Genomic DNA, 17,614 nt, shown 5'->3' with positions numbered 1-17,614 from the left:
GCCTCTTCGGGTAAGCGGGGTTACATCCCCGCTTGTTTCCTGATGCTTTTTACCATGCCAGTCGGTAAATCTTTTTTGGGGTGGGGTATCGTAACCAGACCCGGTTTTGTCGGGCAAGTAAAGTGGCGATGACTACCGTTTACCCTTACCAGGGTCCAGCCATCATCCTTGATTTCTACACTTAACTTCCTGCTATCCATCCCTATGCCCTGCTGTGTTGTCAATACCGATCGAATTCTGACCCACCCTGCCAAAGTAAAACTGACCCACCCCCTTTGAATCATTCGAGCGTTGTTGCTTTCGTTTTCTTCTGGAGTTGACCGCTTTTCAGCTTATCTTTCAGTCGATAGCTTTGGCCGCTGATTTGGGCGATATGCGCATGGTGAAGCAGCCGATCCAGCATCGCTGCCGTCAGTGTCTCGTCATCACCAAACGTTCCGGACCACTGCGTAAACGGCAGGTTGCTGGTCAGGATCACGCTGCCTGACTCATACCGTTTAGCGACTACCTGGAAGAACAGGTTCGCCTCCATTTTACCGAACGGCAGATATCCCACTTCGTCGATGATCAACAGCTTAGGTTTACCTACGACGCGGTTCAGGTAGCCCTTCAGGTCACCCTGACGATGTGACGCCATCAGTTGCAGCATCATGTCGGCGGCGGTAATGAACCGAATGCTTAAACCCGCCATCGCGGCCTTATAGCCAATGGCGGTCGCCAGGTGCGTTTTGCCGACGCCAGAAGGCCCGAGCAGGACAACGTTCTCCTGACGTTCGATAAATGTCAGACCCGCCAACTCCTGGATCTGACTTCGTGGAACGCCACTGGCATAGGCGTAATCGAACTGCTCCAGTGTTTTTATCACCGGCAGGCCTGATAACCGCAAAATGGTCTGGCGACGCCGTTCGTTCTGGCCATCATGCTGGAGCTGCAAAACGGCTTCCAGGAAGTCGGCATGCGTGCCGCTGTTGTCGATGGTCGCCTGTGCCACACCCGGCCACTCTGCCGGCAGGCGGTCGAGCTTGAGTTGCTCGCAGAGCGCGGCAATACGATCATGTTGAAGGTTCATGCTGGCACCTCGAGCAAGGCCTGGTACGTTGCCAGAGGATGTTGCAGGCTCTCGGTCGGCACCGGACGCTGGCTGAGCGCTGGGACAGGTGCAGGCAATGCCAACGTGACCTTCGGTAACGGCAATAGCGCAGCACGCTCGCGCGGCATGCGCTGCTCAGGCGGTACGCCTGTGGTGCCATGCACTCGTGTGTTCGCGACGGTGACCAGCCACTCGCCGATGCGTGTGTTGGCAGCAGGTACATCCAGTACCAGCCCGGCCTGCCGGAAGGTCGCGGTAAGAGGCACGATAAAGCTGTTCTTGAGGTAATGGTTAAACCGCTCAACCTTACCCTTGGTCTTGGCGCGATAGGGTCGGCAGACCTTGGGAGTAAAGGCATACTTCTCGGCGACGTGCATCAACTGCGGGTTCCAGCGATGCTTACCGGGGCCGTAGACATCGCGCTCAATGATGATGGCCTTGGCGTTGTCGAACAGCAGCTGATGCGGCGTCCCGCCGAAGAACCTGAGCGCAGACTCAATGCCGTCACACCAGGCAGCGGAGTCCTGGTTGCTGTAAAACTTGACGAAAGTCGCGCGGCTCCAGCCCAGCGTGGCGACAAAGGCCAGCAATGGGTTATGACCGAGTCTGATGATGGTGAAATCAACTTGCATCTGAAAGCCAGGCTCGGTCTCGAAGCGCGTTACCTCTTCAGTGACGGGCTGCTTAATGGGGTGCAGGAAAGCGGTCAGCATGCTGTAACCACCCTCGTAACCACGCTGACGGATCTCGCGCAGCAGCACACTGGCGGGTATCCAGAGGGGCCTAGCAGCGGCCACGCGCTCAAGGATATAGGTCTTGAACGGGTCAAGCTTGCAGGGTCTGGGTGCGCGAGGCTTGTAGCGCATATCCGCTACGGGCAGCGGGCTACGAATATATCTGCGAACGGTCTCACGAGAGCATGAAAGCTGGCGCGCGATGGCGCGTATCGACATGCCCTGACGGTGTAAAACACTAATCTCCACTCTGGTCTCCAATGTCATCATTGGCAGTGCCTTAAAACTGCCATTTTTACCCTAGGTGGGTCAGATTTACATCGGCAGGTGGGCCAGTTTTACATCGGTAGCGACACTGTGTTCCGGTGAAATAAGAATAACCCCTTGATGGCAATCATTTAAGGGTGTTGGGGTTATTCATTCTGCCAGAAGCAGGAAATAAAAAACTCCGCCAGACGGGTTTCTCTTAATGTTGTCAGAGGGCGAAGGCTAACTGATTTTCGTCGTAGTCAGAGCGCGGAAACCCTCCTGCCAGAATAATGTGGGCTTTTGCAGAAGACGTTAGATGAAGCCGCGCGCTGCTCTTTTTTGATCATTTCTTTCTCACGAACCTGCGAAATAAACCTTCGGCTGAGAGTGAGAATCCAGTGCAGGGGCTGCCAGCTCTGAGCGAGAAACAGTCGGCAATGACTTTTCTCAAGGAAGCAGAGAGCGGCCAGCTGTTGAAAACGCTGGAAGGTGATGGCCTTCTTATTGCCCTGCTTTGCCCTGGCACTGGCGCCCGATGGGGTGAGACCAGCACACTGCCTGTTAGCATTGTCGTTACAAAAATCCAGTAACTTTTTGATTTAAAGGATATTTAAAAGGATTTTTTGTAAAAAAAACCCCACCATATAAATGGCGGGGAAGACAGGGATGGTGTCAGAAAACACCACCTAACATAATGATATAAAAGGATTTATATCATCCACTGTCCACATAGCGTCCACATTGACTAAAACGCCCCTGCCCGTCAGGGGCTTTGTTTTTTCATCCGGCAGGGGTTATAAACAACTTTTAACTCAATGTTTAATAAGGATGTTCCATGCTCAACCTCAAATCGGCAATTGCAACCGTCGCCATTCTTCTGTCTATCAGCGCCCACGCCCAAACGAATAACGTAAAAACTTTACAAAAACAGCTAAAATCATGGCAACCGATTGAAATAAAAGAAAGTAATAATGTCGTGACTGTCGTATCAGCCTCCTTAATCGTGCATCATGCTAGCGCGGGCTTTGGCTCGCTTGTCGCGTTCATATTTTTCTAACGCATCCTGCAACTGGTTACCCAATTGACCACCCGGCGCGCCGCCACCCGGCAGGTTTATTTGATAGGTAGGGCTGCTCTGGTCAATATAGGTACGACCGGCGGGAGCCGTGACAGGCTGATAAGCCTGATACCCACCAAGCGAGCTGGTTGTCGGAATATACCCTCCCCCCTGACCAACCGGCGGCTTTTTTGCCGTTTCCGTATCAATACTGCTCGATTCCTTTTTAACAAGGCCGAGCTTTTCGAGAATTACATCAAGACCACCGCGCAGCTTATTGAAAATATTCAGAGGCAACATCAGCGCATCGGCCAGTGCCTGACCAAATATAACGCCGACATTTTTGCAGCTATCTAGCGTCTCCTGCGTGGCTTTGACCGGTGCAATCAGGTCTTTAAACCATTGCCAGACGCCGCGCAGCTTCTCACCGAGTCCGTCAAAGATTGGAGCCAGTGGAGCGAACATTTCCCCTACCGGTGCAAAGGCGCTCATGATGCCCTCAATCACCCCCGAGAAAAATGCGCTGATGGGCTCCCAATATTTGCGGATGAGTAGCGCCCCGGCCACAATCGCCGCACCGATGGCCACAATCGGCCAGGTAATCGCACCGAGCGCTGTCACAATGGCACCACCGGCAACAGTAAAGACCGTACCCAACACGCCAGCAGCGGCAATAATGGCGTTAATCCCCATCACAACCGGCCACGCAACGAGACCAATGCCGCCGATGATACCAATCAGAGCAAGTGCGCCACCGGCAATGATGCCGATAGTTTCCGCGAGCCCCTTATTTTTCTGGATCCAGCCGTCGAGCTTTAACACATACTGCGTGGCCGTTTGGGTAAGCTTGCGCAGTGAGTCCTCTTGCTGGTCATAGAGGTCAGTACCGACCGCCTCGTAAGCCGACTGAAACTCTTTAAAATCACCGCCAAGGTTATCCTGCATAACCTTGACCAGTTCCTCGGTTTTTCCGTCGGATGCCTTTATCGTAGCGGTGAGTTTATCGAGTTTTCCGCTTGCCGCTGCGGCCATCAGCACACTTGCAGACTTCATGGCCTCCTCGCCGAATATGGTTTTCACATATTCAGCTTTCTGACCAGTTCCGAGCTTGTTGCGCTCAAAACTGGCCTGCATTTCTTTCAGGATGGTAAATAACGGGCGCGTATTGCCTTTGCTGTCCGAGGTTTTAACACCCAACTCTTTGAGGGCATCGTATGCTTTGCCTGTTGGTGCCTGTAGTCTCGTTATTACAGCCGCGCCGCCCGTCCCAGCCATTGACCCCCTGATGTTATTATCATGAAGTGTGCCGGTAATCGCCGCCGCTTGTTCAAGACTCACTCCGGCATTTTTCGCAACAGGGGCAAGGTAACTTAATGAGTCACTTAGTCCCTGAAAATCAGCGGTGGTTTTGTTCATCGTGGTTGAAAGAACATCACCAATATGTGCAGCCGCGTCATTAGAAAGCTGAAAGGCGGCTTTTGTCCCCATCAACAGTTGCGCGTTTTCCTCCATTGTTTTTCTGTTCGCAAGTGACAGGTTGAGAGTCACAGGCGTCATGGCCGCTATAGCTTCAGCATCACCACCACCTTTTGCGATAATAATCTGCGCGCTGGCGGCATCATCGGCAGAGGCGGCAGTATTGTCGCCGAGCTGGCGCGCCTGTTTACGTAGCGCCTGCATTTCTGGCGACTGCTTATCGACCCCGAGCACGGCCTGCAGCTCGGAATTTTTCTGCGCAAAATCATAACCGGGCATCAGTAATTTAACCCCGGCCATCGTTCCCGCTGTTGCGATACCTACCCCGGCAGCACCTGCAGCGGCCATATTACCGGCAAGCTCCTTGCCTGATTTATATCGCTCTTTCACCCGGCCTAATTTCGCCTGCTGCGCACTGACGCGCGCCAGTGCCTCGCGTTGTCGATTAAGCTGCGCCGTCGTTTCGCTGATGGAGGTTTTGAGCCGACGCTCATCAGCAGACAGGGTGCGGGTATTAATACCGGCCTGCATCAGCTCGGAGCGCTGGCGCTGTACCGACGTTCTCAGGCTGTTGTATTTCGTCTGCAGCTCAGAGGCGGCACGCTTTGCCGCTTCGAGTGCCTGCGCCTGCGCGCGGGTCGGACTGGTGGTGTTTTTAAACTGCACGGCCAGCTCACCGGCTTCGCGCTTCGCCTTGTCAAGCGCCTGACTGGTTACGGCCAGTTGCGCGCTTGCCTTACGAAAGCCGTCGATTTTTGACGCCTGACCATTCAGGTCACGCAGCCCTTTTTGTGTGTCGCGAATATCACCCGACAGGGATTTACTCGCGGTCTGGATGGATTTAAGCGGTCGGGTTGCCTGGTCTACCGCTTTCAGCAATACCTCAAGCCTCAGGTTATTACTCATTGTGGTTTCCGCTACGCTGTAGCGCCTTTTCGCGCCATGTGATGAGCTCGGTCAGGCTCAGGGAATACAGCTCTGATGGCGGCCAGTGGAATATCACTGCGATATCCGCCATCAGGTCATCGGTCGACAGGTCGGGCGGAAAATCTACTCCACCGAAGCCGGTGACAAAAAACCAATCACCTTAGCGGCCAGCGATAACATGTCGGGCAGGTTCATCGCGGTTAGTTCCTGCGTGGTGAGCGCGGGATAGGTCATGCGGGGCAGTACTTTAATCAGCGCATCGACTTCGGACTGCGCCACCGCAGCCAGACTGACACCGCGCAGGGTACCGGCGTTCGGCTCAATCAGGGTGACTTTATCAATCGTCTGACCGGCGCGCTTAATCGGCTTGTCGAGGGTCACGACGTTCGGGTTTACGGTGTCAATTTCATTGCCAGCCGTATCAACAAATTCAGCGGTTTTACGTGGTGCTTTTGCCATGATGTTTTTCTCTGCTCTGAAAGGAGTTAATAACCGGCCAGCAGTGCCGACCGGTCAGGGAATTACAGCCCGATTGCGCGGCGGTGCTGTTCCAGACGGTCGACGCCGTTCACCTTCTCGACCATGTTGACGGTGTCGATTTCGATGACGTCGCTACCATCAATCGTCAGGCGGTAATAGGTGCAAACGGTCGACAGTTTGGTCGAGGTGTTTTCACCCTGCTTATTTTCGCCGCCGTCGATTTCTTTATGACGGCCACGCATGACCACCTCGACCGCGATGATTTCGCCGGTGTCGTCGCGCTGGTAGGATCCAGCAAAACGCAGCGGCACAGCATCAGCACCCGGCGCGGCGTACTGCGCCCACAGCGCCACATCAGGCAGGCCACCGACAGACCACTCGACGGTTAACGCATCATCGTCGAGACCGAGGTCAATCGCCGCCGCACCATTCATACCGCCGCCTCGATAGTTTTCGAGCTTGCGGGTCAGCTTCGGCAGCGTCACGGATTCAACAACGCCCATGTAGCTCAGACCGTCGTTGAACATGTTCAGATATTTGAGTTTGCGGGGTAGTGCCATGTTATTTCAGGCTCCTTAGCTGTTGACCGATTCGGCCAGATTCACCAGATATTTATCGGTGATACGCTGGCGCAGGGTCAGGCTTTCCAGTGGTGGAACCGGCGTATAGTCGTAGTCGATATACAGTTTCCCGGCCTTGAGGGTTTCCTTATCGTTCGATTCCTCGTCGAACCAGCATTCACCGTCCACGATGTAGCCATTTGATTTCAGCTCGCGGAATTTGGCGTTAATACCGTCGACAATGTCACGGATAAGCGATGCGGTGATGGGCTTGTCGACCGCCCACATGTGCGCCTCGGCCATCGTGTCGGCCAGCACCTGCGCGGTGCGGGTGTAGTTCTCAAACAGGAAAAGCGGGTCATCAGAGCAGGTGCGGTTACCCCAAAAGCGGAAGCCATCCTTGCGCACCAGTGTCGTGACCCCGGCCTCGTTGAGCAGGTCAGCATCGGTGCCGGATGCCTGCAAATCCCAAAACACTGACGCACTGATGCCGGTGACACCCTGCACGCCGACGTTAGACAGGGTTTTGTGCCAGCCGACAGTCTGGTCGATGTAAGCGCGCAGGCCGAGTGCGCGCGCAGTGGCGTAGGCCGTTGCGGTGGCGTTCGCGGTAGTGTCCCATGCGAGGAAGTCAGGCCAGATAACCATCAGCTCGCGCTGGCTGAAATTATCGCGGTATTTGATGGCGTCTGAAATGGTCTTACAGCCCCATGCGCTGACGTAACCAAAGGCGCGCAGACTGATACAGACTGACGCGAGTGCGGTTGCGACTTCCTGCGTATCGAGACCCGGCACGCCGAGAATGCGCGGCTTAACGCCGGTGACGGCTTCGGCAGTCAACAGCGCTTTGATACCGGTGTATTTACCGCTCTCATCCGTGCCGCCGATGATATTAGAAATGGTCTGCGCTTCGGCGTCGTCTCCGGTACCTTCGGCAACACGCACGACAACGGTGACGGGTTTTGACTGGTCGGCGATGGCCTGCAGGGAGGCAGACAACGTGCCTTTTTTACCGGCTTTCGCAATGGCGCTCTGCACATTGGTAATCAGTACCGGCTCGTTGAGGGGAAATGTCGCGACATCCGCATCGCTGGCCGTGCAGACCATGCCGACGATTGCAGTCGCGACCGTAGAAATAACACGCGTACCGTCATTGATTTCGATGACCTGCGTGCCGTGGTGAAAATCACTCATCCGGTTAACTCCGTGGTTAGTGGGCGAGTGTTATTGTCCTGGCTGGTCTGGTGAGGGGCTATTTGTCGGCGATGGATAGCCGATGGCACATAAACAAATCATAAAAAAGACGGGCATCAGCCCGCCTTGCTTTATTCCGGCTTAACCGGCCACTCGATATCCGGTGCCGTGGTGGTGTCGACCGCGTTCAGCGCCTGAATGTATTTCATCCATGCAATCAGGCTGGCCTTGTCATCGTCGCTGATGATGCCGAGCTGCAACTCAGTCTGCCACAGGCTGATAATACTTTTAGCCTCGTTTAACCGGGAGACTTTCTCTGTTTCTGCAATTTCGACAAGAACTTCTCCGCTAGGAGGTAGTGGATCTGATAATTGCGGATATCCATCTTCCATTGGCGTGATTAACTTACCTTTAGCCTGCCCATTAAGCATTTCCTCCCAAACCTCGGAGCTGATTTCGACCGCATCCAACGGCAAATCCTGATTAATGTTTTTCGCAAAAAATGCATTAACAGATGCACTGTAAAACATCACTTCAGATGAAATTTTAATACCCCACCCCCCAAACATCTACGCCGTTTCCGGCTCCGGTATATGACCTGATAGTAATATTCTGCATTGAACGACCAGTGATAAAGATTGGCGTGGTGATGTCAGAATATGGATTAGACAACTCAGAATAAGTCACCTGAGCGTTAAGGCATGCGGTAGGAAATGAAACAGGCCAGTTAAATACTGAATCAACACCATTTTGACTATTCGTTGATACCTTCATCCATTGAATAATTAGATTCTTTTTCTCATTACCTATTACTCCCGGCAATTTGAAATATCCATTACTCCCCAGGACTCCTGTTGCAGTTCCTGCAAGAGAAACCTCGCTTAATCCAAGATTCTTAATTACTTCATTGATTAGGCCTGCATCCACCATTTCTTTAAGTGCATTCGCAATCAGAGGGTACTGCTTGTGCGGGTTTGCGGCATCAACATGCTTTTTCATCAGGTCATCAGCATAGGCTTTCACCTCGATAACCTTATCGTCAACATACTGGCGTGTCGCCAGTACGACCGACGGGTCGATTTTCAGGGTGATGGCCGACGTGCTCGACACAATCAAAATCATACGAATGGTCTGAGTGCGGCCGCTTCCCTCCTGCAGTTGCGGCTTGTAGGTCTCCGGGCAGTTCGCCACGGCAATCAGAATTCCGTCATCGTCATAGAGACCAATCTCGCGGATCCAGAAACCACCTTCATTCTCGGGAATAATCTGTTCCGCGATAATCTGGCTGGTGTTGGCCGGGTCAACGGTCAGCAGGTTCAGCGGCGCGATGCGCTTCTGGTTAATGAGCTTCGTCTGCGCCGGGTCAGGGGTCGGCAGCGTACCATTCGCATCACCGACGGCCATCTGCGTCAGGTTGAGTTTGGTACCGAGTGCCGCCGCGTTCGCCAGCCGCGCCGCGCCCTGATTGGTCAGAATGGCAAAATATTTTGCGGTCATGCGTTCACTCTCAGGTTATCAATCAAATGGATGGCCGAGGCCGGGTAATATTCACCACCAACGACAATTTCCTCGGGGGTGTAGGGGTAAACGGTCAGCGCGTCGCCGTCGTAACATCCCGCGTCGACATACAGCTCGCCGGTCGCACTCAGGCTGATAGCCAGCCCTGTCAGGTGACGGCTTGCAGGCTTGGCGTCTTCAATCAGGCGCTCAAGCTCCTGATACATTTCGTCAGTGATGCCACTGTCGAGCACACCGACAACGAGGCGAAATGTGCCGGGCTCCTCGTCGAGCTGCCACCACTCGCGCACCTCAATCAGAAAGCCGAGCGGCTCAACCACCCGACGCAATGCGCTGATGGTGCCTTTGTGCTGATGGACGAAAAACGAAGACGCGCAGACGCTTGCCCGCTTTATGGGTCGGTTTTAATGCAGTTGCATGACCACTCTGGATCCGCGCCAGCTCTGGCGGCGCACGACCAGAACGGGCAACCCCGACGCATGCAAAACCATGCACCTGTTGCATGCACGGCTAAAAAACGGGGAAATCGCGGGAAAATGGCATAAAAAAACCGGCATTCAGGGTGCCGGTTTAGGTCTGGTTTTGTCGCGATTACTGGCCGCGCAATGCGCCAATAACACTGTTGAGGCACATGCTGGCAGCAATCAGCAGAAAAATCGTCGTCCACGGGTTTTCATAAACGAGAGATAACATATTGATATAGATCCTTTTATTTGTGCATTCTGATGTGGTTTAACAGGTGTTTTATAACGACCGTAAGCTCATCTTTACTGGCTTGGTCGACCATTTTTGCGGTGTAACTTTCCACCTCGCGAGAACTCAGGTCGTTATTCGATGCCATTACAGTCAGCTTTTTTGCCCAATCGGCAAACGGGTCTATCGATGAAAGGGAATTATGCATGTCCAAAAACCTCGAATTATTTAACCAGCAGACGGCGGAAATCTTTGCGGTGTTATGGGATAACTTCCCGGTGCCACAGGTCATCACCTACGAAAAATTTAACGCCGCGCTACCTGATGACTACTTTGACCAACTTAACTCACCGGAAATGAAAGCACTGAATCAGTTGCGTAGTGTGGTTGAAGGTACATTCACTTTTCTCAGTGAAAACGGCTACATCCAGTATGAAACAGACCATCAGACTTATTTTCGGGATGTACGCCTGACCGAGAAAGCACTCGCCGTGCTCAACAAAAAGCCCGAGGCACTCGGCGGTAATGAAACGATGGGTGATAAAATTATCAGCGCAGTAAAAGACGGTACGCCGGGAGTTATTGCAGGTGCAGTGACAAACCTGCTTTCCCTCGGTGTCAATCTGGTAACCAGCTAACGCCTCGCGGGGCTCGTTGTTCAACCCCGCCAGCGCTGAAAGCGAGTTTCAGCACCGGCGGCGTTTGCTATGGTCGGCGGGGCGGCGGAATAATCGGACCTCTCGCCGGTGTAAACGCCTCAATTTTCGGATTACTAATATCGTACAGCCTGCCGTAATTATCCCTGACTATTTCGGCGCACCCGACCAGCTCGGCGGGGGTCAAATTCTCATTGACCATTATCTGCTGCAGGCGATGAACGATAGCCATTAACTTAATATTTCTGGTCTGGTGCTGCGGTATTTCACCTCGAATTACATGCATCAGTCATCCCCCCATGCATCATGCCAGGCATCCGCAACACTTCGTCCAGAATCATAATCTTCTCTCCATGCATCCGCGTCAGAAGCGCTATCGCCGCGCAGCTCTGCATAATCCATTAATTGCTCGTGCCATTCCTCAAAACTAGCGGTTCTATTTGTCGATGCAAAATCAGCCATTTCAATCACCATTGTTGATTTGTTGAGAACCCCGGCCACTCATCCGCAACCGGATATGTGAATTTCTGCCCGTCGTATGTCACGGACGCCCCGCGCGCCAGCGCCTCAAGCTCCCAGCGTTTCGGGGTGATGCCATGCTGCACAAGGTCAAAGCGAATGCGCGGTATTTGCGCGCGCTCGGATTTAGTCAGCCTGCCTGATGGGGCGACGTCATGCGGTTTTAACGGCTCTCCGCTTCTTTGCTGGCGATTTTGCTGTGGCGCGTCGTGTTTTAATGCATCTCTGAGCGCCGTCACGACTTCGGGGTCATCCCATGCGATAACCCCGTCATCAACGAGATTTAGCACCGCTGCGGCGTGCTCAGACGGTGTGGGGGTCATAACTGGAACGTCACCGCCGGTGAGCTTTCCACAGTTATTGACAGGACTCCGAGGCGCGGCGATGCCGCTTTTTAAGGTCAAAGGCTCAACGGCCAAAACCTTTGGAACGATGCGCCATTCTGATGACCGGGTAATGTGAACGTGACGCGCCCCGAGGTGAGGCGCGTAAATACCGACCACCCTCTCGATATCTTCTTCGTAGTCGTTAACCTCATCACTGACGCTACGGGCGACCCTGACAGTCTGGCCGTCGCGCGGGACATTTGCGCCGCCCTGAGCGGTGATATACAGGTCGAAATCACCGCCATCAGCCGCGGCGCGTGCTGCTTCGACACGCTCGTCAAACTCGTCAGCAATACTGACCCCGCGAGGCAGCTTGCGCAGCTCACGGTAAGCCCCCATCGTCGGCAGACCAATCGGCTTAAACTGAGGTATTCGCCACGTTGACGCCCATGCAGTAACAGCGGCGGCGGTATCTTTGAGCGGCTTGCCGGTATCTTTATCGAGCTCGCCATCAAGTGCGTAACCGTCGATATTTTTGGCGATGTATTTCGCGATGTACCCGGCCGCACCGCCTTTGTTCAGGTGCTTAGCCTGAAAGCGGTTGCGAGCCGCACCGCGCTCGTCGCCATCTTCTTTGAGAGCATAACGACGCATAATTTCGGTGATTTCTTTGCGCTGCTGGCGCTTGCAAAACAGCATCATGTGCCAGTGCGGCGTCCCGTCGTGGTGCGGTTCGACAACACGCATACCGTAAACCTGCAAATCATTATCTTTGAAAGCGGTACGCATCAGGCTCCAGATACGACAAAGGTAACGCTGCGCATCCTTCGGAGTGTAAGCCTCACCATTCCAGCCATGATTAAGCTGTACAGTCTTATCTTTACCCTTCCCGACCTGACGTGTCGGGTGATACTTCGACGGTGCAGTCAGCGTGATAAACATACCGACATCACCCTCAGCAGCGGCATAACGCTCAATCCCCGCGATGGTGTTCATCAGTTCCATGCGGCGAATTTCAGGATTGGAAATACTCCCCATCACTTTGCTGATAAGGTCGATACGTTCGCCGGTAACTTTGTTTTCCAGCTCGCAGGATTTCAGGTATTCAAGATTTGCCAGGCGACGTGCATGCACATCACGGACGGCGTGTTTACTGGCATACGGCGAGCGGTCTTTATTCACCTCACCTGCAGCAATCAGCAGCGCTTCATGCCAGCGCATGCGCTGCGCCTTAAGCTGGTTAGTCCACCATTCATCGTTAATCAGTCGAGCGACGGCGGAAAATGCCTGTCGGATTGTCATCTGGCCTTTGCGGTATTTCTTCCAGAAAAGCGGGGCAACATTAAAAGCACGAGCTGCGCCAGCAACATGACCGTACAGGTGCGCCTGAGCCTCATTGGTAAAAAGCGACTCTTTGCCACCATGCGCCTCAGCCCATGCGTCGCTTAATTCCTCGTACATGATGAAAAGCTGCGAGGCGATACGAGACGCAAATTTTTTCAGCTCTTTATCGTTCATCCCCGGCAAACGCGCGTAATTCTCACTTTCAGCAAGAAACAGCAGCGACGCCTCTGTATTCATTTCGTTACGTTGATTAACCCGCTCAATGCGCGGCCACAACCGGCGCAGAAATGTCGACTTGAGGAAATACAGCCCATGCACAGGGCTTTTGTTGCGCCTGATATATTCATAGCGCGAGGTAAACAGAGAACTTAAAAAGTAAGGCAGGCGGTCAATTTTGGATAAAACGCCTTGCACCTGACGCAGCTCGTCACGTGTAAGGGGTCTCTCGCGCCCAATAGCCTCACGCGGCGCGTTCCATGAGTAAACACCGGCAAACTCTTTGCCGGTGCCTTTTGCAAATGGTGGTGGCGGTGTAGGGGCAGAACGCCCCCGAATATCAACGGCCATTTGCGTCAAAAGCCCGTAAACACTGCTGACCGAGCAGCTCAACTTGAGCGCTCAACGCTTCAAAAGAGACAGCGTTGCCGCTCAAAATATCGTTATGAATCAGACCAGAAACGAGCTGGTTTAATTTGGGGTAATAGCCGACAACATCCAGCCACTCTTTACCGGCATTCTTCCCGGTTTCAGCAGTCTTTTTCTCCTGCAAAATGAACTGAAAACGGTCACTTGTGACGACATAACGCTCGCCAATCTCGATACGAATGCTCATGCCTGCCCCCGATAGTGTTTGGCCTTTGATTCAAGCGCTGATTGACAGTAGACGCAGCGAGTCGCCGACGGATAAGCCGCCCGACGGTCGGCAGGGATTGGTGCGTCACATTCTTCGCAAACCAATGCAGCAGCGCCGCACGGCTTCACCCGAGCGGCGTTAATCTGGCGGGTCAGTGATTCCGTCTGTCGCTCCTGAATGTGATCCATATAATCCGGCATTTATTTAGCTCCTCTCTTTGTTCAGCTTTTTAAACTCACCGGCGCAGTAACCGGTCAGCTCAATGGTTAATTTCGATAATTCATCGACGGCGGTGATTTGCTTATGAAAAACGGCGCGTTTCACAAGCAAATTGACCGCATCCATCAGGAGGTTTAACTCACTCGAATAAATAGCGATGGTTGATTCCGTCATCGCTCCGGTTTCTTTATCGCGCTTAATGTCAGCAAGCGATAATTCACCGTTTTTCATAACCGCAATTTTTAGCCAGTTATTAAGTAATACGGAGTGCATCAGAGACATGAAAGAGACTCCCCGCGAGAAAGGCCGATATTATGAAACTTGATGGATTCCTGACTGAGTAACTCGACAATCTCCACGCGCGACAACTCAGCGCCAGCTATATGGCGGATTAAACCGTCCAGATGAGAGGAAAAGCGCACCGCCGCATCGGCCTGCGCTTCGGCTCGCGCCTGTTGCAGGATTAATGAGAAGTTACCGCGATGCTTTCCTGTTACTGTATGCATGACTTTCTCCAGACAAAAAGAAGCCCCGCACAATTAAGTGCGTAAAAAACTACGGTTGTTTATTTAATGCAGATATTGCTCAGGCTTTACCGAGGTTAATATTGTTGGTGCATATTCAAATAAATTAAAAAGCTCCCGCAACGCACGAAATAAGGCATCACGCCAATAACAGGAATTTTCATTAATACGCCAGTAAGGCTGATTAAATTCTTTTTCAGTTAATCCAGCATGCATAAACAAAGTGCGGCGTTGGCTGACCGTCAAAAAACTAATATACGCATACTCGCTCGCGCCAACTTGTCGACGTCTGGAAAATGCAGCACGCAGCTCATCAATAGCGCAAACTAATCGCTCACGGTCTACATCGTTCATTTCTTCAAAACGCATCGTCGCGTGACGCTGCTTTAACTGAGCATGAAAACAAACGGTCAGTCGCTCACGTTCCATCATCTGATTGTAAAAATCGCAACTATCCTGCCAGCGAGGCGCGGCCAGATATTTACCAATCAGACCGCGCAGAGCTGCAGGCTGTTTCTCCACGATACCAAGTGTCATTACAGGCATTTCCAGAACCTCCGGGATTTCAGAAAAGCAAAAACGGCGCTAATAGCGCTCGGTTTTTTGGTGCGGATGATGATGCCCTTGCGCCCTCTGCCGTGGGTGATAGTGAAATCCATCGCCCTCTGGCTCTCGTTACGCAATAACTGAGCAATGCAACGAGGCTCATTCATAATCAAAGCCCCATCCAAAGCAGCCAAGCGTCACGCTGTTCTACCGGTCTGTTGTAGAACGCCTCACGAACTGCGCGATTAAATTCCGGGATGAAAACCCACTTTTCACCGGCGCGAGCATTCGGTTTGCATGGATCCCGAAGCTCAATTACCGGTAGCTTGTTAGCTTTCACCATTTCTGCAACCGCCGTTTTGGGCTTGCCTAATAACTCAGCAAACTTTTCTACATGAACCGCGTCGAGCGGGTACTGCAACAAATAATCGTTTGGTTCCATTTGTGATACCCTCACTAGATCCAACCCTTTAGAAACCGTTCAAGCTCGTTTCTGCTCGGTTGGTTTCCATCCTGAAAAGGTTCTTACCTTTAGACCTTTTCAGGCGAATATAGTCTCAAAGTAGGAACCATGTCAAATGAACGTAGCCGAGAAAATTAAGGCAATACGTAAAGCAGAGGGTTTAACCCAAGTAAAGTTTTGTGAAATCAGCGGACTAGCGCTCAGTACGTTAAAAAATTACGAGGGAGGACATGCAGAGCCCGGCTTGGGGGTGGTGATGAAAATCACAAACACTCCTCAGTTTCAGAAATACACACTTTGGCTAATGACAGATAAAACAGCCCCGCAAGCTGGTCAGATAGCACCGGCTTTCGCACACATTGGGCAAGAATCAACGGAATCAGACCACTCCGAGAAACAGACTGGTTAACACTCTACAAACATTACATTTTTACTATTTGTTACCAAGATAGTGAGCACAGCGCCGGAGGGCTTTCTTATGGCAATTAAGAAGCTCGATGATGGTCGCTATGAAGTGGACATTAGACCTCGCGGTCGCGATGGAAAGCGCATCCGCAGGAAGTTTGAAAGAAAGGCTGAGGCGGTAGCATTTGAGCGATACACCATCGCCAATGCCAGCCAGAAAGAATGGGCAGGCCAGCGAGCAGACCGTCGAACTTTAGCGGAATTGCTTGACATCTGGTGGAAGTATCACGGTCAAAACCACGAACACGGCACAAAAGAGTTTAATCACCTGCTCAAGACTATCAGCGGCATAGGTGATATGCCGGTGAGCCGGGTGAGCAAAAGAGCTCTGATGGATTATCGCTCTACGCGCCTGCGTGATGGCATCAGCGCCGCGACGATAAATCGTGACATGTATCGCTTATCGGGCATGTTCACCAAGCTAATCCAGTTGGATGAGTTTTCCGGGCAACATCCTATTCACGGACTGGCGCCACTGGCGGAAGCCAATCCGGAAATGACGTTTCTGGAGAAATCAGAAATCGAGAAGCTGTTAAGCGTTTTGGTTGGTGATGACTTGCTGGTCGCGCTTTTGTGCCTGAGCACAGGCGGAAGATGGACGGAAGTTGCCACACTGAAACCAGCGCAGATAACAAGCTGCAGAGTTACCTTTTTGAAAACCAAAAACGGCAAAAAGCGAACTGTGCCGATTTCTGCGGAACTGGAGAAAAAAGTTAAAGAGGAGGCTAGCGCTAAATTGTTCAAGGTCGATTATGAAAAGTTTTGCGGGATTTTACGCAGAGTGAAACCTGACATACCACCCAATCAGGCAACTCACATCCTGCGACACACATTCGCAAGTCATTTCATGATGAACGGGGGCAACATAATTGCGCTGCAGCAGATTCTCGGGCATGCGAGCATTCAGCAGACGATGGCCTACGCTCACCTTGCGCCTGACTACCTGCAGAACGCCGTCGCACTGAATCCTCTTAACGGTGGAGTGACGTTATAAATTACCTCTCTGAGTGTCCACATAGCGTCCACACTCAGAGAATTTTAAAACCGCTCCACACCGTTACAGCTTTTTCTAAGTGGCTGTATTTGCTTAGATTGAGAGGTAAGTGATTGATAAAAAAAACCCCACATCATGTGGGGGAAGACAGGGATGGTGTCTATGGCAAGGAAAAAAGGGATACTGGGTTACTACTGGTATTACTTACTACTGGTATTACTTACTGCTTGCAGCGATGATGTTGGCTGCAAATTCGATAATTCGCGCAACTCATTGAGTCGCTGCTGGTAATTTTCCTGTAGCGTGGCTTGCTGCGCCGGCGTTAACAGGTGATACATCTGGTTTTGTACGCGCGCCATCTCGACGTGCTGCTCAATCTGAACCTGAGCAATTTTTTCCGCTTTTTCGCGAATGGCCGCTTCGTTAAACTTGTCCGCAGTCACTAAGTCGTGCATGGCTGCAACATCGTCAATACTTATCGCTGGACGATCATGTCGAGCCTGTTGCATCAGGTCACGCATCTGTTGCCGTTGTTGTTCAGTCAACGCGATGCCATCGAACATGTGGCTTTGCGGATTTTGCGTCATACTGCCTGTCGTTAATCCGCTGTGATGCATCTCGTCAATCGTCGTCGTGTCTGCTGCTTCTGCGCTGGCATGACTAAGAACCATTGCGGAGGCAAGGACGACGGCGCTTACTTTGCGCATCGTTTACTCCAGTTCGTTCC

Annotated in this window: 27 protein-coding genes and 1 pseudogene; 5 read left to right on the top strand and 23 right to left on the bottom strand. The window is 52.3% G+C overall.

Annotated elements, in window-relative coordinates:
• Positions 1 to 20 precede the first annotated feature (20 nt).
• The 3 genes from QRY16_RS04930 to istA form a co-directional block, all read right to left on the bottom strand.
• Complete coding sequence (locus QRY16_RS04930) at positions 21 to 200, bottom strand: type II toxin-antitoxin system HicA family toxin (RefSeq protein WP_289775841.1); 180 nt, start codon at positions 198 to 200, stop codon at positions 21 to 23.
• 80 nt (positions 201 to 280) lie between these two features.
• Positions 281 to 1,069, bottom strand: a complete 789-nt coding sequence (gene istB / locus QRY16_RS04925) for an IS21-like element helper ATPase IstB (protein WP_193403211.1) — start codon at positions 1,067 to 1,069, stop codon at positions 281 to 283.
• Entirely contained in the window at positions 1,066 to 2,094 is a 1,029-nt protein-coding gene (gene istA / locus QRY16_RS04920) for an IS21 family transposase (RefSeq protein WP_193403243.1), read from the bottom strand. The genes istB and istA overlap by 4 nt, the downstream gene beginning before the upstream one ends.
• A 416-nt stretch (positions 2,095 to 2,510) precedes the next feature.
• Here istA and QRY16_RS04915 point away from each other — a divergent pair, with 416 nt between their 5' ends.
• The gene (locus QRY16_RS04915; RefSeq protein WP_193406116.1) at positions 2,511 to 2,663 is read left to right on the top strand and encodes a hypothetical protein; all 153 of its coding nucleotides are present in this window, start codon (positions 2,511 to 2,513) and stop codon (positions 2,661 to 2,663) included.
• Positions 2,664 to 3,070: 407 nt separating this feature from the next.
• On the opposite strand, the gene QRY16_RS04910 is transcribed toward QRY16_RS04915, so the two are convergent.
• The 8 genes and pseudogenes from QRY16_RS04910 to QRY16_RS04875 form a co-directional block, all read right to left on the bottom strand.
• Complete coding sequence (locus QRY16_RS04910) at positions 3,071 to 5,512, bottom strand: phage tail tape measure protein (RefSeq protein ID WP_080107313.1); 2,442 nt, start codon at positions 5,510 to 5,512, stop codon at positions 3,071 to 3,073.
• A complete protein-coding gene (locus tag QRY16_RS04905; protein WP_032159022.1) occupies positions 5,505 to 5,642 on the bottom strand; it encodes a GpE family phage tail protein in 138 nt (45 codons plus the stop codon). Before QRY16_RS04905 ends, QRY16_RS04910 begins: the two co-directional genes overlap by 8 nt.
• Before the next feature lie 14 nt (positions 5,643 to 5,656).
• Entirely contained in the window at positions 5,657 to 5,992 is a 336-nt protein-coding gene (locus QRY16_RS04900; RefSeq protein WP_080107312.1) for a phage tail assembly protein, read from the bottom strand.
• A gap of 62 nt (positions 5,993 to 6,054) precedes the next feature.
• The gene (locus QRY16_RS04895; RefSeq protein WP_001207674.1) at positions 6,055 to 6,573 is read right to left on the bottom strand and encodes a phage major tail tube protein; all 519 of its coding nucleotides are present in this window, start codon (positions 6,571 to 6,573) and stop codon (positions 6,055 to 6,057) included.
• Between the two features lie 15 nt (positions 6,574 to 6,588).
• On the bottom strand, positions 6,589 to 7,767 hold the full coding sequence (locus QRY16_RS04890) for a phage tail sheath protein (protein ID WP_080107311.1): 1,179 nt from the start codon (positions 7,765 to 7,767) through the stop codon (positions 6,589 to 6,591).
• 131 nt (positions 7,768 to 7,898) lie between these two features.
• Positions 7,899 to 8,336 (bottom strand): tail fiber assembly protein, encoded by a 438-nt coding sequence (locus tag QRY16_RS04885; RefSeq protein WP_256864485.1) that lies wholly within the window; start codon positions 8,334 to 8,336, stop codon positions 7,899 to 7,901.
• Positions 8,314 to 9,264, bottom strand: coding sequence for a phage tail protein (locus tag QRY16_RS04880; protein WP_289775840.1), 951 nt, complete (start codon positions 9,262 to 9,264; stop codon positions 8,314 to 8,316). Before QRY16_RS04880 ends, QRY16_RS04885 begins: the two co-directional genes overlap by 23 nt.
• Positions 9,261 to 9,674: pseudogene (locus QRY16_RS04875) on the bottom strand (phage tail protein I); the annotation flags it as partial. The pseudogene QRY16_RS04875 and the gene QRY16_RS04880, both read right to left, overlap by 4 nt.
• A gap of 28 nt (positions 9,675 to 9,702) precedes the next feature.
• Between QRY16_RS04875 and QRY16_RS04865 the strand changes: the two are divergent.
• Entirely contained in the window at positions 9,703 to 9,975 is a 273-nt protein-coding gene (locus QRY16_RS04865; RefSeq protein WP_179125057.1) for a hypothetical protein, read from the top strand.
• Positions 9,976 to 9,994: 19 nt separating this feature from the next.
• Here the strand turns inward: QRY16_RS04865 and QRY16_RS22080 are convergent, their stop codons facing one another.
• A complete protein-coding gene (locus QRY16_RS22080; protein WP_080107293.1) occupies positions 9,995 to 10,186 on the bottom strand; it encodes a hypothetical protein in 192 nt (63 codons plus the stop codon).
• On the opposite strand from QRY16_RS22080, the gene QRY16_RS04860 reads away from it, so the two are divergent.
• On the top strand, positions 10,185 to 10,616 hold the full coding sequence (locus QRY16_RS04860) for a hypothetical protein (protein ID WP_080107292.1): 432 nt from the start codon (positions 10,185 to 10,187) through the stop codon (positions 10,614 to 10,616). The genes QRY16_RS22080 and QRY16_RS04860 overlap by 2 nt on opposite strands.
• A gap of 67 nt (positions 10,617 to 10,683) precedes the next feature.
• On the opposite strand, the gene QRY16_RS04855 is transcribed toward QRY16_RS04860, so the two are convergent.
• The 10 genes from QRY16_RS04855 to QRY16_RS04810 form a co-directional block, all read right to left on the bottom strand.
• On the bottom strand, positions 10,684 to 10,920 hold the full coding sequence (locus QRY16_RS04855; protein WP_032237111.1) for a hypothetical protein: 237 nt from the start codon (positions 10,918 to 10,920) through the stop codon (positions 10,684 to 10,686).
• Positions 10,920 to 11,096: a hypothetical protein gene (locus tag QRY16_RS04850; protein WP_179125056.1), complete on the bottom strand. Its 177-nt coding sequence runs from the start codon at positions 11,094 to 11,096 to the stop codon at positions 10,920 to 10,922. The genes QRY16_RS04855 and QRY16_RS04850 overlap by 1 nt, the downstream gene beginning before the upstream one ends.
• Before the next feature lie 5 nt (positions 11,097 to 11,101).
• Positions 11,102 to 13,390 carry a replication endonuclease gene (locus QRY16_RS04845; RefSeq protein ID WP_080107290.1) on the bottom strand — a complete coding sequence of 763 codons (2,289 nt, stop codon included), beginning with the start codon at positions 13,388 to 13,390 and terminating at the stop codon, positions 11,102 to 11,104.
• The gene (locus QRY16_RS04840; RefSeq protein WP_080107289.1) at positions 13,380 to 13,655 is read right to left on the bottom strand and encodes a DUF5405 family protein; all 276 of its coding nucleotides are present in this window, start codon (positions 13,653 to 13,655) and stop codon (positions 13,380 to 13,382) included. The genes QRY16_RS04845 and QRY16_RS04840 overlap by 11 nt, the downstream gene beginning before the upstream one ends.
• Positions 13,652 to 13,876, bottom strand: a complete 225-nt coding sequence (locus QRY16_RS04835; protein WP_052946305.1) for a TraR/DksA C4-type zinc finger protein — start codon at positions 13,874 to 13,876, stop codon at positions 13,652 to 13,654. The genes QRY16_RS04840 and QRY16_RS04835 overlap by 4 nt, the downstream gene beginning before the upstream one ends.
• A gap of 4 nt (positions 13,877 to 13,880) precedes the next feature.
• Positions 13,881 to 14,177, bottom strand: coding sequence for a DUF5405 family protein (locus tag QRY16_RS04830; RefSeq protein ID WP_080107288.1), 297 nt, complete (start codon positions 14,175 to 14,177; stop codon positions 13,881 to 13,883).
• Complete coding sequence (locus tag QRY16_RS04825) at positions 14,168 to 14,401, bottom strand: DUF2732 family protein (protein ID WP_052946303.1); 234 nt, start codon at positions 14,399 to 14,401, stop codon at positions 14,168 to 14,170. The genes QRY16_RS04830 and QRY16_RS04825 overlap by 10 nt, the downstream gene beginning before the upstream one ends.
• A 63-nt stretch (positions 14,402 to 14,464) precedes the next feature.
• Complete coding sequence (locus tag QRY16_RS04820) at positions 14,465 to 14,965, bottom strand: phage replication protein B (protein WP_080107287.1); 501 nt, start codon at positions 14,963 to 14,965, stop codon at positions 14,465 to 14,467.
• Positions 14,956 to 15,132: a hypothetical protein gene (locus QRY16_RS04815; protein WP_179125055.1), complete on the bottom strand. Its 177-nt coding sequence runs from the start codon at positions 15,130 to 15,132 to the stop codon at positions 14,956 to 14,958. The genes QRY16_RS04820 and QRY16_RS04815 overlap by 10 nt, the downstream gene beginning before the upstream one ends.
• 2 nt (positions 15,133 to 15,134) lie before the next feature.
• Positions 15,135 to 15,407, bottom strand: a complete 273-nt coding sequence (locus tag QRY16_RS04810; protein WP_001583792.1) for a Cox family DNA-binding protein — start codon at positions 15,405 to 15,407, stop codon at positions 15,135 to 15,137.
• Positions 15,408 to 15,543: 136 nt separating this feature from the next.
• Here QRY16_RS04810 and QRY16_RS04805 point away from each other — a divergent pair, with 136 nt between their 5' ends.
• Both QRY16_RS04805 and QRY16_RS04800 read left to right on the top strand, forming a co-directional pair.
• The gene (locus QRY16_RS04805) at positions 15,544 to 15,837 is read left to right on the top strand and encodes a helix-turn-helix domain-containing protein (RefSeq protein ID WP_001099751.1); all 294 of its coding nucleotides are present in this window, start codon (positions 15,544 to 15,546) and stop codon (positions 15,835 to 15,837) included.
• A gap of 69 nt (positions 15,838 to 15,906) precedes the next feature.
• Positions 15,907 to 16,887, top strand: coding sequence for a phage integrase (locus tag QRY16_RS04800; RefSeq protein WP_080107286.1), 981 nt, complete (start codon positions 15,907 to 15,909; stop codon positions 16,885 to 16,887).
• Positions 16,888 to 17,087: 200 nt separating this feature from the next.
• Here the strand turns inward: QRY16_RS04800 and cpxP are convergent, their stop codons facing one another.
• A complete protein-coding gene (gene cpxP, locus QRY16_RS04795; RefSeq protein WP_289775838.1) occupies positions 17,088 to 17,594 on the bottom strand; it encodes a cell-envelope stress modulator CpxP in 507 nt (168 codons plus the stop codon).
• Between the last annotated feature and the right edge of the window lie 20 nt (positions 17,595 to 17,614).

Origin of the sequence: Mixta mediterraneensis (assembly GCF_030283135.1) — a bacterium.
GTDB lineage: Bacteria > Pseudomonadota > Gammaproteobacteria > Enterobacterales > Enterobacteriaceae > Pantoea > Pantoea mediterraneensis.
This window is presented reverse-complemented; position numbering and strand designations above follow the sequence as displayed.

Excerpts from the sequence above, each read along its gene's own strand:
- QRY16_RS04930 (WP_289775841.1), bottom strand. The coding sequence starts at position 200 with ATGGATAGCAGGAAGTTAAGTGTAGAAATCAAGGATGATGGCTGGACC.
- istB (WP_193403211.1), bottom strand. The coding sequence starts at position 1,069 with ATGAACCTTCAACATGATCGTATTGCCGCGCTCTGCGAGCAACTCAAG.
- istA (WP_193403243.1), bottom strand. The coding sequence starts at position 2,094 with ATGATGACATTGGAGACCAGAGTGGAGATTAGTGTTTTACACCGTCAG.
- QRY16_RS04915 (WP_193406116.1), top strand. The coding sequence starts at position 2,511 with ATGACTTTTCTCAAGGAAGCAGAGAGCGGCCAGCTGTTGAAAACGCTG.
- QRY16_RS04910 (WP_080107313.1), bottom strand. The coding sequence starts at position 5,512 with ATGAGTAATAACCTGAGGCTTGAGGTATTGCTGAAAGCGGTAGACCAG.
- QRY16_RS04900 (WP_080107312.1), bottom strand. The coding sequence starts at position 5,992 with ATGGCAAAAGCACCACGTAAAACCGCTGAATTTGTTGATACGGCTGGC.
- QRY16_RS04895 (WP_001207674.1), bottom strand. The coding sequence starts at position 6,573 with ATGGCACTACCCCGCAAACTCAAATATCTGAACATGTTCAACGACGGT.
- QRY16_RS04890 (WP_080107311.1), bottom strand. The coding sequence starts at position 7,767 with ATGAGTGATTTTCACCACGGCACGCAGGTCATCGAAATCAATGACGGT.
- QRY16_RS04885 (WP_256864485.1), bottom strand. The coding sequence starts at position 8,336 with ATGTTTGGGGGGTGGGGTATTAAAATTTCATCTGAAGTGATGTTTTAC.
- QRY16_RS04880 (WP_289775840.1), bottom strand. The coding sequence starts at position 9,264 with ATGACCGCAAAATATTTTGCCATTCTGACCAATCAGGGCGCGGCGCGG.
- QRY16_RS04865 (WP_179125057.1), top strand. The coding sequence starts at position 9,703 with ATGACCACTCTGGATCCGCGCCAGCTCTGGCGGCGCACGACCAGAACG.
- QRY16_RS04860 (WP_080107292.1), top strand. The coding sequence starts at position 10,185 with ATGTCCAAAAACCTCGAATTATTTAACCAGCAGACGGCGGAAATCTTT.
- QRY16_RS22080 (WP_080107293.1), bottom strand. The coding sequence starts at position 10,186 with ATGCATAATTCCCTTTCATCGATAGACCCGTTTGCCGATTGGGCAAAA.
- QRY16_RS04855 (WP_032237111.1), bottom strand. The coding sequence starts at position 10,920 with ATGCATGTAATTCGAGGTGAAATACCGCAGCACCAGACCAGAAATATT.
- QRY16_RS04850 (WP_179125056.1), bottom strand. The coding sequence starts at position 11,096 with ATGGCTGATTTTGCATCGACAAATAGAACCGCTAGTTTTGAGGAATGG.
- QRY16_RS04845 (WP_080107290.1), bottom strand. The coding sequence starts at position 13,390 with ATGGCCGTTGATATTCGGGGGCGTTCTGCCCCTACACCGCCACCACCA.
- QRY16_RS04840 (WP_080107289.1), bottom strand. The coding sequence starts at position 13,655 with ATGAGCATTCGTATCGAGATTGGCGAGCGTTATGTCGTCACAAGTGAC.
- QRY16_RS04835 (WP_052946305.1), bottom strand. The coding sequence starts at position 13,876 with ATGCCGGATTATATGGATCACATTCAGGAGCGACAGACGGAATCACTG.
- QRY16_RS04830 (WP_080107288.1), bottom strand. The coding sequence starts at position 14,177 with ATGTCTCTGATGCACTCCGTATTACTTAATAACTGGCTAAAAATTGCG.
- QRY16_RS04825 (WP_052946303.1), bottom strand. The coding sequence starts at position 14,401 with ATGCATACAGTAACAGGAAAGCATCGCGGTAACTTCTCATTAATCCTG.
- QRY16_RS04820 (WP_080107287.1), bottom strand. The coding sequence starts at position 14,965 with ATGCCTGTAATGACACTTGGTATCGTGGAGAAACAGCCTGCAGCTCTG.
- QRY16_RS04815 (WP_179125055.1), bottom strand. The coding sequence starts at position 15,132 with ATGAATGAGCCTCGTTGCATTGCTCAGTTATTGCGTAACGAGAGCCAG.
- QRY16_RS04810 (WP_001583792.1), bottom strand. The coding sequence starts at position 15,407 with ATGGAACCAAACGATTATTTGTTGCAGTACCCGCTCGACGCGGTTCAT.
- QRY16_RS04805 (WP_001099751.1), top strand. The coding sequence starts at position 15,544 with ATGAACGTAGCCGAGAAAATTAAGGCAATACGTAAAGCAGAGGGTTTA.
- QRY16_RS04800 (WP_080107286.1), top strand. The coding sequence starts at position 15,907 with ATGGCAATTAAGAAGCTCGATGATGGTCGCTATGAAGTGGACATTAGA.
- cpxP (WP_289775838.1), bottom strand. The coding sequence starts at position 17,594 with ATGCGCAAAGTAAGCGCCGTCGTCCTTGCCTCCGCAATGGTTCTTAGT.